8 protein-coding genes are annotated in these 15,054 nt (G+C 58.7%); 1 reads left to right on the forward strand and 7 read right to left on the reverse strand.

Features of this window, described 5'->3' with window-relative positions; translation table 11 throughout:
- Positions 1-58: 58 nt before the first annotated feature.
- The 7 genes from nusA to ACID345_RS21955 all read right to left on the reverse strand — a co-directional run bounded on the left by nusA (position 59) and on the right by ACID345_RS21955 (position 12,965).
- Positions 59-1,663, reverse strand: coding sequence for a transcription termination factor NusA (nusA, locus tag ACID345_RS21920; protein WP_011525017.1), 1,605 nt, complete (start codon positions 1,661-1,663; stop codon positions 59-61).
- Positions 1,664-1,704: 41 nt separating this feature from the next.
- Positions 1,705-2,214, reverse strand: coding sequence for a ribosome maturation factor RimP (gene rimP, locus ACID345_RS21925; RefSeq protein WP_011525018.1), 510 nt, complete (start codon positions 2,212-2,214; stop codon positions 1,705-1,707).
- A 760-nt stretch (positions 2,215-2,974) separates the two neighbouring features.
- Positions 2,975-4,063, reverse strand: a complete 1,089-nt coding sequence (locus ACID345_RS21930) for an alpha/beta hydrolase family protein (protein ID WP_011525019.1) — start codon at positions 4,061-4,063, stop codon at positions 2,975-2,977.
- Between the two features lie 125 nt (positions 4,064-4,188).
- Positions 4,189-5,379, reverse strand: a complete 1,191-nt coding sequence (alr, locus tag ACID345_RS21935; RefSeq protein ID WP_187148889.1) for an alanine racemase — start codon at positions 5,377-5,379, stop codon at positions 4,189-4,191.
- 82 nt (positions 5,380-5,461) lie between these two features.
- The gene (locus ACID345_RS25980; protein WP_228370692.1) at positions 5,462-9,073 is read right to left on the reverse strand and encodes a S8 family peptidase; all 3,612 of its coding nucleotides are present in this window, start codon (positions 9,071-9,073) and stop codon (positions 5,462-5,464) included.
- Positions 9,074-9,788: 715 nt separating this feature from the next.
- Positions 9,789-11,159, reverse strand: a complete 1,371-nt coding sequence (gene dnaB, locus ACID345_RS21945; protein ID WP_011525022.1) for a replicative DNA helicase — start codon at positions 11,157-11,159, stop codon at positions 9,789-9,791.
- Between the two features lie 726 nt (positions 11,160-11,885).
- Entirely contained in the window at positions 11,886-12,965 is a 1,080-nt protein-coding gene (locus tag ACID345_RS21955; RefSeq protein ID WP_187148891.1) for a peptidylprolyl isomerase, read from the reverse strand.
- Positions 12,966-13,170: 205 nt separating this feature from the next.
- On the opposite strand from ACID345_RS21955, the gene ACID345_RS21960 reads away from it, so the two are divergent.
- Positions 13,171-14,970 (forward strand): dipeptidyl-peptidase 3 family protein, encoded by a 1,800-nt coding sequence (locus ACID345_RS21960; RefSeq protein ID WP_011525025.1) that lies wholly within the window; start codon positions 13,171-13,173, stop codon positions 14,968-14,970.
- Positions 14,971-15,054: the final 84 nt, after the last annotated feature.

Below are 15,054 nucleotides of genomic sequence, written 5' to 3' on the forward strand. Positions count from 1 at the left end.
CTTGCCAAGCCTCGCTAAACCTTCATAAAGCCCTCATTGTGTTGGTTTATGAAACTTGCTACTTTTCTTCTGCCGGAAGGTCGTCCTCGCCCGGTTGTTCGCCGTGCGTGGTGACTTCCGCCTCGTCAGCCGGCGGCGCGTTCTCAACGCCACTGACTGCCGCTGCTTCGTAACTCTGTTCTGTATCTACCAGGTTCTTGACGCTCTCTTCACTTGCCTCGGGCGTACCCGAAACGGCCGCATCGTCACCGGCCTGTCCCGCGGATCCGGTGAGCTCTTCGCGATTGCCCAGTTCATCGGCTTGCGCCTGGTTGTCGGTCGTGTCACTCGCGCTAAGTTCGGTGGTTGCGCCTTCCGCGGACGCAGCCTCAGCTGCTTCCGCCGCGGCATCGAGTGCCGAGAAGTACGCGTTCACCGCAACGAAGATCTTGTCCACCGTCTTCGGTCCGATTCCCGGAACCTCTTCGAGTTGCTCCGGCGTCATATCGGCCAGAGCTTCCACGCTATTGATACCGGCAGCCGAGAGCTTCTCGATGATGGCCTCGCCGAGATCTGGCACCTTGTCCAGCGGCGTGATGCTCGGATTAACCAGTGCCGACATCTGCTGCTCAACTTCCTGGCGCTTCTCTTCCTCACTCTTAATGTCGATCTTCCACCCCAGCAGCTTGGCCGCGAGACGAACGTTCTGACCCTTCTTGCCGATGGCAAGCGAGAGCTGGGTGTCGTCGACGATCACTTCGAGATGCTTGTCGCCCGATTCGAGGATGGTGACACGGCTGACCTTCGCCGGCTGCAACGCCTTCTCCGCGAAAGTAACGGCGTCTTCGTGGTACTCGATGATGTCGATCTTCTCTCCGCGCAGTTCGCGGATGATCGACTGCACGCGCATGCCCTTCATACCGACGCAAGCGCCGACCGCATCCACATCCTTGTCCTTTGACATCACGGCGATCTTGGTGCGCTCACCGGCTTCACGAGCGATGGCGCGGATCACGACGGTGTTGTCGTAAATTTCTGGCACTTCCGTCTGGAAGAGGTGCGATACCAGTTCCGGAGCTGCACGCGACACGATAACCTGCGGCCCCTTGGAGGCCTTCTCGACGCGGGTGATAACCACGCGAACCCGCTCGCCGATGGCAAACGACTCAAGGCGCGACTGTTCCTTCTTCGGCATGCGGGCCTCCGCCTTGCCGATGTCCCAAATCAAGTCCGGCCCTTCATTGCGCTTCATCGTGGCGTTCACGATTTCACCCACGCGCCCGATGTACTCGTTGTAAACCGTATCGCGCTCAGCTTCGCGAACCTTCTGGAAGATGACCTGCTTCGCCAACTGTGCCGCGATGCGCCCCAACATGTCGGTCTTCTTCTCAATCAGCAGTTCGCCGCCGACTTCAGCTGCTGGATCGAGCTCACGTGCTTCTTCTAGCGGAACCTGGGTCGCGGGATCCTCGAGTTCGTCTTCGTTAATCACTACCTGGCGAACGGCATAAGCGCGGATCTGGCCCGACTCTTTGTCGAGCACGGCGCGGAAGTTTTCCCCCGTCTTATAGAACTTACGGGTGGCAACAACGATGGCGTCCTCGACCGCAGTCACGACGACCTGCGGGTCAATGCCCTTTTCGCGGCTGAGCGCGTCAATTACGTTGTAGAGTTCGCTTGCCATGAGGTCTCCTGCCACCTTGAATCAGATCTGTTGCGGGCCGATTAAATCTCGGGGACCAGGTTGGCCTTTTCAACATCAGCCAACGCAATCTCCACTTTCCGTTCTACCACCGGGGCCTTCGGCCCCTTTTGCTTCTTCTGTCCGCGCTGCGGCACGGCGTTCAAATCGATCGTCAGCTTGCCGTCGGCAAAGCTTTCGAGGCGGCCTTCGAAGTGGCGGTTACCGTCGAGCGGCTCACGCGTGCTCACTTTCACCAGGCTGCCGGTAAAACGCTCGAAATCCGCCGGCTTCGAGATCTTGCGATCCAGCCCGGGGGACGATACTTCCAGCGTGTAGCTCGCGCCGGGAACCACGTCCTCAACGTCCAGGATCGTGCTCACTTCGTTGCTCACGTGCGAGCAGTCGTCGTGGGTCACGCCCTCAGGCTTGTCGATGGTGATCCGCAGCATTCGTGCCTTCCCACCGCCGCGGAACTCGACTTCCACGACCTCGAGGCCGTAATCGCGCGCCACGCGCTCGACAATCTCCCGAACTTTCTCGATCTCGATCATTCCTTCACAGCCGCGCGGAGATTCCGTACCCAGGTTGAACCTGGAGCCCTCGCCGAGCGCAAACTCCACGCCTACGGCTTGGATCCCACCCGATTTGGCAAAGGGAAATAAAAAGTGGGCATTTGCCCACTGGTGTACTTCGCCAACCAACCGACGACGTCGGCTACCGGGGCCCCAACGAGCGTCAAACGACCGCTGGATGGGGGTGGATACGCGCTGAAACTACGCAGCGGCTACCTCGTACATGATACGCGCCGATCCCCTAAAAAACAAATTGGGTTCACGTCGTCCAATCCGAGTATTCCCGGCCTTCCAATTAGACGCTTTTCCAGCTACAAACGATTCAGAATCAGCAGTTTGCCCCACAATGGAAATAGGCGGCCATTATGGGCCGCCTATTTCCTGGGGGAGGGAGTTGAAACACTTCCGATACCCTACCCACGCATCTACTCTGGCTCAAGAAAAATCGAGAGTACCCGCTTCGGACTGGAGATCATCGGACCCCTTGTGGCAGAGTCTCCCCATGGAACGGCGATACCAGGAAATCTTCCCGCGTACGCGCGAAGAGATTGAAACGCTTCTTGCTAGTGCGCTGGAACGCAGTTCATTGCCTCGGACATATCGCGCGAATTCATCGAAACCTTGATCTCGAGGTAGTACTCCCGAAACTCACAGCTCTCGAGCACGATCCCGAAATCGGCCCTGCCGTAACAGACGCTCTCGACGATATCCGAATGTTCCTTCGGCGCCAGTGACTCGCCTACACCGCGTGCTGTGTCTGCATATGCGCCCCAAACGCTCGCCGCAGGAACCGCGAAATATGCCACGCGTCCATGTATTTGTAGGGCGTCTCGCCCAGCGAGTAGTGTCCGCACGGCAGCGCTTTCACTAGCGTGTCTAATCCACGGCGCTTGAACTCGGCGGCGATCTGCTGCGAGAACTCCGGCAGGAACGTGAGGTCGTACTTGCCGTAGATCATCAGCGACTTCTTTTGCCAGCGCTCGAACTTATCGAAGAACGCCATCGGGCTGACGGCCAGCCATATCTTCCGCAACGCATCCATATCGAGGCCGACCTCTTCAATCCCCGCGCGCACGTGACGGGTCGACTGCCCCGTCCAAACCACATCGCCAAAGTATGTCGAAGCGTGATTAAAGACGTTCACCCGCAGCCGCTCGTCATGCGCGCTCGCGATGAACGCATAGCAGGAACCAAGACTCGTGCCTAGGATTCCCAGCTGCGTATAGCCTTCAGAGTTGAGCCAATCGAGAGCGGCGCGAATATCGGTGATACCCTGCCGCGCCGCATGAATCGTGCGCCCGACGTTCGACGACACCGCATAGTCGGCGCGGTGCAACTCCGCCGGCCGCCGAATATCGTGATACGGCTTGCTCATACGCAGAACCGCAATGCCCATCGGGTTGAAGATGCGTGCGAAGCCGTTGTGGCTGATGCCATCGGCGTTCCACTGCGGCAGCACGATAATCGCCCGCTTCCCTCTCGCCGGGAACCAGCGCGCATTGAAAACGTTGTTCTCCAGATACGGCGACGGATGCGGCGAAGTGAAGCGCAGATAGGTGCCAGTCTCATCCGGATCCTTGGGCGGCTCTCCCGATCCGGTGAAGAACACCTGCACCCGACGCTTCTCGAGGCGATAGTCGCTCGGCGTCTTGTAAGAAAAAAACTCGTCGCTGTGTTCGACGATGTGGCGATTCAACTCCGTGAAGTAATCGAAGTGTTCAGCCGCGGTCTCGCCCCACTGGAGGCGGTCCGCGCCGGGAAAATCACGCGTCCATTCCTGCCCCCATTCAAAGGGCCGGACAATGCGATTAGTATCGCGCGTGGTCATGCGCTCCTCCCAGGAGTGCATCCAGCGCCCATAGAGCCGTTTCATGCTGTTAACAGATTACTGGATTCGCAGTCGATAACGCAGTGAGGTGCAGCGAGTGGCGTAGAGCTGCAGGGAATGGGGGCTTACTCGCCGCGAGATTCGCCGATATACTTCCTAGGTACCCGCTTCGATATCCCGCACATCACTTCATACGCAATGGACTGATAGTGCCGCGCTAACTCTTCAATTTCGATCGATTTCTCGCCATCGCGCCCGATCAGCGTTACCTCATCGCCCACCGCCACTCCCGGAATGCGCGAAACATCAATGATCGTCAGGTCCATGGAAACATTGCCTGCGATCGGTGCATACTCACCGCGCACCAGCGCCCGGCCTTTGTTGGAGAGCGCGCGCAGGTACCCGTCTCCGTACCCAACCGGAATCGTCGCCAGCAGCGAAGGTTTGCGTGTCGTAAACGTGGACCCATAGCCCACTCCCTGTCCCGCCGGAACGCGCCGGATATCGACAACCCTCGTCTTCCACGACAACACCGGCTTCAACGCGAGTTGCAAATGTACATCGGGCGACACGTGGTTCGTATGCGTCAGAGGCAGGCAATGCCCGTAGAGAAGTAGTCCAGGGCGCACCATGTCGTACCACGTGGAAGGCCGCACTGCGACCGCAGCGCTATTGGCAAGATGTCGGTACTTCCACTTCACGCCTTCATCTGCGAGATAGGTCAACGCCTGCTCAAAATTCGCAATCTGCGCCTGCGCGTCAAAGGCATCCACTACTTCCGACGACGCGAGATGACTCCAAACTCCCTCGATACTGAGTCGCCGTGCACGAAACAGCTTCGGCAGCAGTGTCGGCAACTCATTCCAGCGCACCCCGAGTCGCGACATCCCAGTGTCGATCTTCAGATGGACTGGAACCTTGGTCCGCCCAAAACGTTTGGCCGCCGCATCCAGCCACGCCACGTGACCTTCGGTCCATACCGCAGGCGTGAAGTCGTGCTCCAGCACGCTCTCTTCTTCGCCCTGCCAGAATCCGCTCAGCAGAAGAATCCGGCCCTTGATGCCGCCCCGCCGCAACACCAGCGCCTCCGAAGGATTGGTTACGCCGAACCATTTCGCGCCCTCGGCCTCCAGGGCCTGCGCGCACTCGAGTGCACCGTGACCATAGGCGTCGCACTTCACCACCGCGCAAATCTGCGCCTTCGGCGCCACATGCGACGACAGGGTCCGGTAGTTATGTCGCAGCGCGGAGAGATCCACCTCCGCCCACGTCGGGCGGGTGTTGATCACTGCGAGATCGGCAGAAGAGACAGCCACGGATTTGATTATAGATTCGGGGCAGAAAAAACCGGGCCGCAGCATATCGCCGCAGCCCGGGGTAAAACGCTTTCGCGTGTTTCTAGTTCACCGTCAGGTTGACCGTCGTGGTCGCCGTACCGCTGGCGTTTGTGGCATTGACCGTGATCGCATACGTGCCGGCCGGAGTGCCCGGAACGATTACGCTGTGATGGCTGTCGCCGCACGATGCGAGCCCAAGCGCAAGCACGAACAGCGCCATGGTTACGATCATGCGGAGCAGTGCCTTGCGGTTCTTGCGACGGCCCATGCCGAGCAGACCGATGATCGGCAGCGCGAACGCTGCGTACATCGGTGCCGCACCGTTACTTGCCGGTGTAGCCGACGCCGTGACGGTCTGCGAAGCGGTGGTCGAAATCGTGAGATCCACCGTGCCGCTCAGCACACCATTGGTTGTCGTGAAGCTCGACTTGTTGAACGCGCAAACTGCGTCCGCCGGTAAGCCCGAGCACGAGAACGCCAGGTCGTTCGATACCGACGTCACGTTAAATGTGAATGTCGCGGTATCGCCTGCCTTCACCGTCCCCGAGTCGGTTGTGGTCGAAATCGTGACTGGAACGGTCACGGTGACGTTCGCAGTTGCCTGCGCCGACGCACCGTAAGCATCCGTCACGGTCAGGGTCACAGCCGTCGTCCCGGTCGGATACGGACCAGCTGGCGACTGCGTCTTGGTGATCGCAAGCCCGCTTGGGCTGTACGATCCGTTGTCCACGTCTGCATCGGCCGTGCCGTCCGTTCCGGCAATTGCGTTAATGTCCTTCGCAAGCGCCACGGGCGGAGTATTCGGAGCGACGCACGTCAGCGAGCAGCCAGGAATCGTCAGCGAGTAGCTGGCTCCCGTCGAAAGATTGCTGACATCCGTCACCGTAATTGCGACGTCATTTCCGGCGAGGGCATCCACGCCGAAACCAGTCGCGTTGAAGGTATAGCCGGCGTCCCCCTGCCAGTTGGAGATCGGGTCGGTCGGATCGAACAGAGGAATGTAGCCGCTCACGAAGAGCTGTTCATCGCTGCCCGTGTAGTTCGGTTCCTGCATCGTTACATTCACGCAGCCCGAGCGGCACGCCGTGAAGGTGTAGGAATCAAACCCATGCGGATCTCCGTCGAACATTCCCGGGAATGGCTTCTTGGTCCCGCACACGCTGGGAGAGCCGTCGCGGAGGACCCGCCCTGTTTGCGTGCCGGAGACCCCAGTGATCGCCGTGGTGCTCGCCGCGCTGCCGAACGTCCCATTGACAACGACAGCAGGTGCCCCGACCGGCACGCTGAATTGCAACGTGCGTGTCGCGGCGGGTCCGCCCGTGTAGTTGAGCATCAGTTGGAAGTCCACCCATCCCGCGCAATCGTCGAAATTGGCCGGTAGCGTGAACGCAAATGTAGTGGCGTTGGTGGAAGTTGCGCCGATATCGAGATCGCCGAACGCCGACGATGCTGGCGTAGTAACAGTAACGCCCGGGGTCACCGGAACAAGGGTTGCAGTGATGCCGCTGGCTTTGGCTGCACCATGCGGATTACCCAGCGTAACGGTTAACGCTCCGCCTTCACCCGCGGTCAGGATCCCATCGCCATTGCCTGGGTTCTCCGCCGCGGTCGCCGTCACGACGACTGGATTCGCAACTCCGGTCGTCAAGCCAGCCGCATTTACGGCCGGCAGGGCCATTATGATTCCAGCGCCGGAGCTGTTGTCATAACCGCTGCCCATGATGTCGATCGCCGTGCTGGTCAGGGCGGTCGTGAGATCAGCGGCGCTGATATCGGGCTTAGCTGACTTCACCAACGCTGCGATAGCAGCAGCATGCGGTGCAGCCGCCGACGTTCCGTAAAACGGGTTGGGGAATCCTCCGACGCCGGTTACAGAAACGCCATCGGCGGCAGTGAAGTCCACTTTGTTGAGCACCGTTCCGCCAGTAGACGTCAGGTCGCCCGCGGTGATTGGGGTGCTGTCTGCGTTGAAGAAGATGTGGCGAGGACCGTCAGAGCTGTAAGGTTCCACCAGTGAGGTCGCGTCAAACGCTTTGTTGCAAGGACCGGACGGATAGCCGGATGCGATCGCGCCGCATGCCGGGGTCGCCGCTACGCTGAACGTGTTCCGGCCACCGTTGTGGCCCACGGTTGCGCCCATCGTCGCTTGCTCGAGCACGCCCGGCCAAGTACCAATGTGCATGAACACATTGCTGGCCGTGGGAGCTTTCACAACCACCAGGCGGTCACCTGGATTCAGATAGTCGAACAACGCTTCGTAAGGATCCTGGGTTCCGTCTTGAATGTTGAGGGATGCGTCCCAAATCGTCGTTCCATCCTCAGAGACGAGGAAGAAATCGTAGTCATTCGTAGAACCACCAAGCGGGTCTGCCCAGAACAACGTGGCGATCTGCCCGTAGTCGAGATTAGAGTCGTAAGGCACCGTGCCAAAGAGGTGGACGTTTCCGTAGCCGGTGAGCACGCCATCGGCAGCGCCGCCGTCCTTGAAGTCACCTTCCCACGTTCCGGAGATGCCCCAATCCATGTTGCCTTCGTTCGCGGCGGACGAGAAATACCACGCGCCATCCGCCGTAACGTCATTCACCGCTTGGATTACGACACCACCATCGGTGTCGGAAACAACCGAGTCGGCCTGCCCATCCTGGAACGGAGTTTCGACGTAATAGCTGACGTCATCCACGATGATGTCGCAACCCGCGGCCCGCAGGGCACGAATGTTGTCCGCAAAGCTCTCGATGCTAGTGAAAGCCGTGGCGAAATAGAGCGTGGCGCCGGGCGCCAGCGTATGCACGATTTCCAGCATCGCTGTGCCCTCATCGCCTTGCCCTACCTGGCCAGGAAGGACGGTGACTGGACCAAGCGCGCCGAGGGCCTGGCTGTCGGCCAGCGAAGTCACGCCGTCTGACATGACGCCGATCTTCAAGCCGGTTCCATCAATACCGAGCAACCGGGCCTTGTCGGCCTGGTGGGTGATGTCGCCTTCCGTCGTCGGCATGCTGGAGTCGTTCTTCTTCACGCCCTTGAGAGCGGCACGCAACCGATCGCTGACTGCCTGTCCCCTGGTCGTCGGAGCTACGACGCGCGCGGTCTTTGCGGCGCGACGTTCCGAGATGCTGCGCACCTCATTCCAGCCCGCAATCTCTTCCGCCCTGTCGGCTGGGATCATGGCGCGGATCGCGTGATATTTCGCGTTGCTGTACAACACCGCCGCCCCGGTTTTGCTCAGCCGATTCAAAAGGTCTTCGCTGACGGTTGCCGAGATATCCACCGCAATGCGGTTTTTTTGATCGAGATCGATACCTGTATCCAGGTACTTGATCCCGGTGGCAACCGGTAAACCGCGTAACATGCGCGAGGTATAGAGGACGTTGGACGTCATCTTCCGTTGCGCCGCGTTGCGTGATCGCTTCTCGTCCAGAAGGCTTTTGATCTGTGCGTAAGCCGCAGGGCTGATCGGCGTGGCTGGTCTCGCCGCATTCTTCTTCCTCGGAACTTCCGGCATTGCGTGCCGGGAGGCCATACCCGCGGGTTGGAACCGGTGGGTCGACACATCGTCACTGACCCGTGTGCTATTAGACTGCGCAAATAAGGATGGCGAACTTGCAGCCGTAGCCAGAACGCAGAGCGCGATCGTCTTCAGCGCACGGCGTTTGAAACCTGTTCTAGCTATCATCGTTCTTTGACCTCGATGGGACCGCGCGGAACTTGCGCGGGTGGGTGAATGAAAGTGGAAAGGAATGCCGACATTCGAATCCGGCAACATACGTTCACGACACCTCTACAGGGGCCCGAACTCCGCGGCCAGGACCGCATCTTGCAAAAGGGAAAAGACTGAGTCGTTAGAATTTATGTGACACTTACGTGCGGGTCAAGAAAAAGCAGAGCTCCGAATGAGGAAATTCGAATTCGGAACAAAGTAAAAACGGGCACTTAACGAGGATTAGTAGTAGCAGCAGATCGAGGTTGTATAGCGCGGACCGCCGGCAATTCCGCGATATCTTCAATTCGATTCATCGGAACCCACGCTTGTATCGTGTGATGACGTTCCGACTGGTAAGTGACTTCCCCTCCCAGTTCAACAACCTTCGTCACTGTTTGTGACAAATCGGTCGTGCGAACATCCACCAGTACCCTGCCCGTCTCGTCCTTTTCGATCGAATCGAGTCTTCTAGGACCCTGCGTGGGATAAAGTTCGCAAAGCAGCAATGACGCAATCTTCTTCTGCGCCGCGGTTCGCACTTGCTTGTTCGTACACGGACTCTGCGATGGTTCCTGAGCCACGGCCTTCCCCACCCATAGCAACGCCAGAGATGCGCAAAAACATGCCAGCAGTCGCTGCATGAGACGCGATCATAGTACCGAACTGGAAGGTTGTCAGCGGCGGATGACTACTTGACCCAAGCTTGCCGGTCGAGATCCATGAACTTGGTGAACTCTTTCTGGAACGCCAGCTGCACCGTATCGGTGGGGCCGTTACGCTGCTTGCCGATGATCAGCTTCGCGATGCCTTCCAGGTCCACATTCTCGCGGTCATAATATTCCGGACGATACAAAAACATCACTACGTCCGCGTCTTGCTCGATCGAACCCGATTCACGCAAATCCGAAAGTTTCGGTTCGTTGTCTTTGCCGCCGCGCTGCTCTGGCGCACGGCTCAACTGCGAAAGCGCGACTACCGGCACCCGCAGTTCCTTCGCTACGGCTTTCAGACCACGCGAAATCGCCGAAACTTCCTGAGTGCGATTTTCAAATCGCTTGCCGCCTATCGGAGTACCGGACATGAGCTGTAGATAGTCCACAACGATCAGGTCGAGCGTACCCCTCATCTGCGCCAGTCGCCGCGCCTTCGCCCGCATTTCGCTCACGGAAATTCCCGGCGTGTCGTCGATGTACAACGGCGCTCGCAGCAGCCGTTCCAAGCCACCCTGCAGTTTGCCGATGTCCTCCCTGCCGAGGAACCCGGTGCGCATGTTGTGAGAGTTCACCTGCGACTGCGAACACAACATACGTAGCAGCAGCGCTTCACGCGACATTTCCAGCGAGAAGATGCCGACGACCTTGCCGTCCATGACTGCCGCATTCTCGGCAATGTTCATCGCAAACGCGGTCTTGCCCATCGAAGGACGCGCGGCGATGATGATCAAATCCGATGGCTGGAACCCGCTGGTGAGCCCATCAAGATCGGCGAAGTGCGTCTCCAGTCCCGTAATGCGTTGCCCACGCTTCAGCAGCGCATCCACCGACCCGAACGAATCCTTCACGATCGAAGCGATGTCCTTGAAGTCGTTGCTGACCCGGCCCTGGGAAATCGCGAAGACGTTTGCTTCAGCCTGGTCAAGAATGTCCTCGACCGAGTCGGCCTGGTCGATGGCCTGCGACATCGTGTTATTGCAGGCATGAATCAGCGCCCGCAGCATCGATTTATCGCGCACAATCTTGACGTACTGCTCGATGCTCGGCCGCCGCGGCACTCCGTCCGTCAGCGACGCGATATACGCCACACCTCCCGACGCCTCAAGGTCTTTACGCCGGCCCAACTCATCCGTGATCGTGATGATGTCGATCGCCCGCGACGTCTCGCGCAGGTCGATCATCGCCCCGAAGATGCGCCGGTGCCCGTCGAGATAAAAATCCTCAGACTTTAGCCCGGTGGTCTGGTCGTATGTACTGTTCTCGAGAAGGATGGCGCCGAGGATTGACTTCTCAGCGTCGATGGCGGCGGGAAGCCCACGATCCAAACTTTGATTGACGGTTGCCATCGAGTCCCTTGTTGCGAATTTACCAAAAAATCAAAACGAAAGGCGAAGATTCGGCGAACAACGAATCTCCGCCCTAAAAACTCCGCATAAATACGAATGCGGCTCGACGGCCAGCCACCAATCGAGCCGCCCCGTCGGGTTCTCCCTGCCCAGTCACCCGGTTATGCCGCCCACCAGCCTCTCGTTCATCATCCGACGATGACGATCCGGCACCCACGTGGGAATGCCGGCACAGAGAAAACTGTGCGGTCGCGCAGGTCAGCCACTCGCAGCCGAAGCCACTCATCACCGTTGACTGGCGAGCGGAGCATTCTTTCGAACGCTCGGCCCTGCGTCAGTCACTCCCGCTTTCCCGCCGTACAGATCAAGTCTGCCGTCACGCTACTCGCGGGCCCCTGCGCGCCCGCCACGTTCCAGCAGAACGAAGCCCATCTCGGGTACGTGGTACGGATACATGCTTGCCTCAGAGTTTGCCTGCGGCAAGCTGGACGCCGCGCCTGCTAGCACAACGCCCGCATCTTCGACCACCTTCGTTCCACGGATCGCGGAACTGCACGCTACAGAAAGAACCCTTGCGTGAAAGAAAGATTGCAACATCGCACGAATCTGCGAAATCGCGAATTGCATTCGCTCTGTGTGGAAGCTGTGAGAATCCGGTCAATCTTGTGGAAGGATGTGGATAACCCGGGCCGAAATTCAAAGGCGCCCATCGCGGGCGCCCTCTCGTTAGATGATTCCAAACTTCTTTTTCTTTTTCAGCTTGCTCTTGGCATGTTCGCTGTCAGCCGACGTCGTGTAAATCGGCTTTGTCTCGTTCGGACTCGCCGCCGTATCGATGTATCCCGGCTTAACATCGATGTACGCCTCTTCGCGCAGCTTGGTCAGATACGTACGCAATGTCGGCTCCAGCTTCTCCATGTAAACCGCTTCCTGGAGCTTCGGCTCGATCTGCTGTAGCGGCGGAACGCCAGACTGCTGGTGCTCCGTGACCTTGATGATCACGAATCCCTGCTTCGTGCGGATCGGCTCGGTGTACTCCCCTTCTTTCAGCGGAAATACCGTATCTTCCAACTGCTTCGCCAGCACCCCGCGTTTGAAGTAGCCGAGATCGCCGCCCTGCTCTTTTGCCGTCGGTCCGGCCGACTCCGCTTTCGCGACGTCATCAAACTTCTTCCCCGCCTTCAGTTCCGCGATAATGCCTTCCGCCTTCTGCTGCGCCGCGGTGGCGTTCGGATCTTTCTCTGCATCCACCGGAACCAGGATTTCGCTCAGCCGCACCTGCTCCGGACGCTCCATCTCGCTCTTGTGCGCGTCGTAGAACTTCTGCTCTTCATCCTTCGTGATCTGGATGTGGCTGCCGACTTCCTGGCTGATCACCCGCTGCGTGATGATCTGGTTCTTCATGTTCTGTTTGAAGTCTTCAAACGACACACCCTGCTTCTTCGCCTCGTTTTCAAGGTCGTCCATCGAAGCCAGGTTCATCTGCTTGCGCATTTCGTCGAGCCGCTTGATCAGCTCGGCATCGGCCGAGATCCCAAGATCAGCGCCTTTGTCCACCAGCAACTGCTGATCGATCAGGTCGCGCAGCACGTCTTTCTGGCGCTGCACAAACTTCTGGTCGGCAGTCGCGGCATCCTGCTGCTTCAGCTGGTCGAGCACCTGCTCGCTCTCGCGCCGTAGGTCGGCCCGCGTGATGATCTGGTTATTGACGCGCGCAATGATCTCTTCAACAACGGTGTCGTCGCCGGCAAACATCGGGACCGCCAGCGCTGCAACTAAGAAGGACGAAACGAGGATCTTTTTCATGAACTCCTGCACCACAGAAACCAGGAACATTCAGTTGGACCGAATGGATACCTCTATTTTATACGTCCAGAGGCCCGGAAGGTATCTTCCCAACCCGGAAAAACGTGTGTCCAGGCACTTCGTTGGAAGAGGCTAGACGCAATCCCGCTGCTATCATCATCCGTTGCCCTGCGGAGACGGCAGTCCGTCGGGCTTTGGGTCCGCCATGAAAATTGTCTTGATCTCCGCTCTTTTGCTTAGTTCTTCCGCCTGGTCCTTCGCACAAAACGTTCCCGCCCCCGGCGCTCCGGATGATCTCAAATTCCAGTCCCCCAAGTTCGCCAAGGGTTCTAAGGCCGCAAAGATGCAGAAGTCTGACTCGACTCCCAAGAGCCACATCCCCGACGCCGCGGAACTCCGCCAGATGGGTGCGCGCTTCGCCCCCACAGAACTAAAGATCGATCCGTCCTCGCTGTCACCCGGCGACCAGAAAGCCCTCGCCAAGCTCGTTGAAGCCGCGAAGGTCATTAACGATGTCTTCCTCACGCAATACTGGAAGGGAAACCACGCGCTCTGGACCAAACTTCAGGCCGACACCACCGAACTCGGCCGCGAACGTGCCCGCTATTTCTGGATCAACAAGAGTCCGTGGTCGGCGCTCGACGGTTTAACGGCATTCCTTCCCGACGTTCCCGCGAAGAAACTCCCCGGCGCGAACTTCTACCCCGAAGACATGACCCGCGAGGAATTTGAAGCGTGGGTGAAGACGCTGCCCGAAAAAGATCAGGAATCCGCAAAAGGCTTCTTCACTGTCATCCAACGTGGCGCGGACAAAAAGTTGACCATTGTTCCCTTCAGCGAAGCCTACAAAGCCGACCTCACCCGCTGCGCTTCCCTCTTGAAAGAAGCTGCCGATCTCACCGACAACGCCTCCCTCAAGAAATTCCTCAACTCGCGCGCCGACGCGTTCGCTTCCAACGACTACTACCAGAGCGATATGGACTGGATGGATCTCGACGCCCCCATCGATCCCACCATCGGCCCCTACGAGACCTATAACGACGAGATCTTCGGCTACAAAGCCAGCTACGAGGCCTATATCACCGTCCGCGATGATGCCGAGACGAAGAAGCTCAGCTCCTTCTCTGCGCACCTTCAGGAAATCGAGAACAATCTCCCGCTCGATCCGAAGTATCGCAACCCGAAGCTCGGCGCCGCCGCTCCCATCCGCGTAGTCAATGAAGTCTTCGCCGCCGGCGATGGCGACCACGGCGTCCAGACCGCCGCCTACAACCTGCCCAACGACGATCGCGTCGTCGCGCAGAAGGGCTCCAAGCGCGTGATGCTCAAGAACGTGCAGGCCGCCAAGTTCAACAGCGTGCTCATTCCGATCTCGAAACAAGTCCTGAAAGCCGATGCCCAGCAGTACGTGGACTTCGACCTGTTCTTCACCCACATCCTCACCCACGAGCTCTGTCATGGCCTCGGCCCCCACGAAATCACGGTGAACGGCAAAAAGACCAACCCGCGTATCGAGATCAAAGAGCTTTACAGCGCGCTCGAAGAAGCCAAGGCTGACGTCACCGGCCTCTTTGCGCTGCAGTACATGCTCGACCACGCAAAGGACATGGGTCTCGACTCGACATTGAAAATCGACAACGATTCCGAAAAGAAGCTCTACACCACCTATCTCGCGTCGTCGTTCCGTACCCTCCGCTTCGGAACGCATGAAGCCCACGGCAAAGGCATGGCCGTCCAGGTCAGCTACCTGATGAAGCGTGGCGCGTTCGTCGCGAACCCCGACGGCACCTTCTCCGTGGACTACAAGAAGATCAAAGACGCCGTCCGCGACCTCGACAAAATCATGCTGACGCTGGAGGCCGAAGGCGACTACGCCGGCACGAAAAAACTTCTCGACGACTACGGCACCGTCCCCGCTGAAATGCAAAAAGCCATCGCTAAGATGAGCAGCGTGCCGGTGGACATCGAGCCGCTATACGTGACGGCCAAAGCACTAACAAAATAGAAGCTGGGGTAGAATTCCGGAGCGAAGGCGAGATGCATACACCGGATCCCAACGACGCTCTGTCCAGCCAACAAGAACTTGTGT

The sequence above is a fragment of the Candidatus Koribacter versatilis Ellin345 genome, assembly GCF_000014005.1.
Classification (GTDB): domain Bacteria; phylum Acidobacteriota; class Terriglobia; order Terriglobales; family Acidobacteriaceae; genus Korobacter; species Korobacter versatilis_A.

Coding starts and splice junctions, on each gene's coding strand:
- dnaB (WP_011525022.1), bottom strand. CDS start 11,159: ATGGCAACCGTCAATCAAAGTTTGGATCGTGGGCTTCCCGCCGCCATC.
- ACID345_RS21930 (WP_011525019.1), bottom strand. CDS start 4,063: ATGACCACGCGCGATACTAATCGCATTGTCCGGCCCTTTGAATGGGGG.
- ACID345_RS21955 (WP_187148891.1), bottom strand. CDS start 12,965: ATGAAAAAGATCCTCGTTTCGTCCTTCTTAGTTGCAGCGCTGGCGGTC.
- ACID345_RS21960 (WP_011525025.1), top strand. CDS start 13,171: ATGAAAATTGTCTTGATCTCCGCTCTTTTGCTTAGTTCTTCCGCCTGG.
- ACID345_RS25980 (WP_228370692.1), bottom strand. CDS start 9,073: ATGATAGCTAGAACAGGTTTCAAACGCCGTGCGCTGAAGACGATCGCG.
- rimP (WP_011525018.1), bottom strand. CDS start 2,214: ATGATCGAGATCGAGAAAGTTCGGGAGATTGTCGAGCGCGTGGCGCGC.
- nusA (WP_011525017.1), bottom strand. CDS start 1,663: ATGGCAAGCGAACTCTACAACGTAATTGACGCGCTCAGCCGCGAAAAG.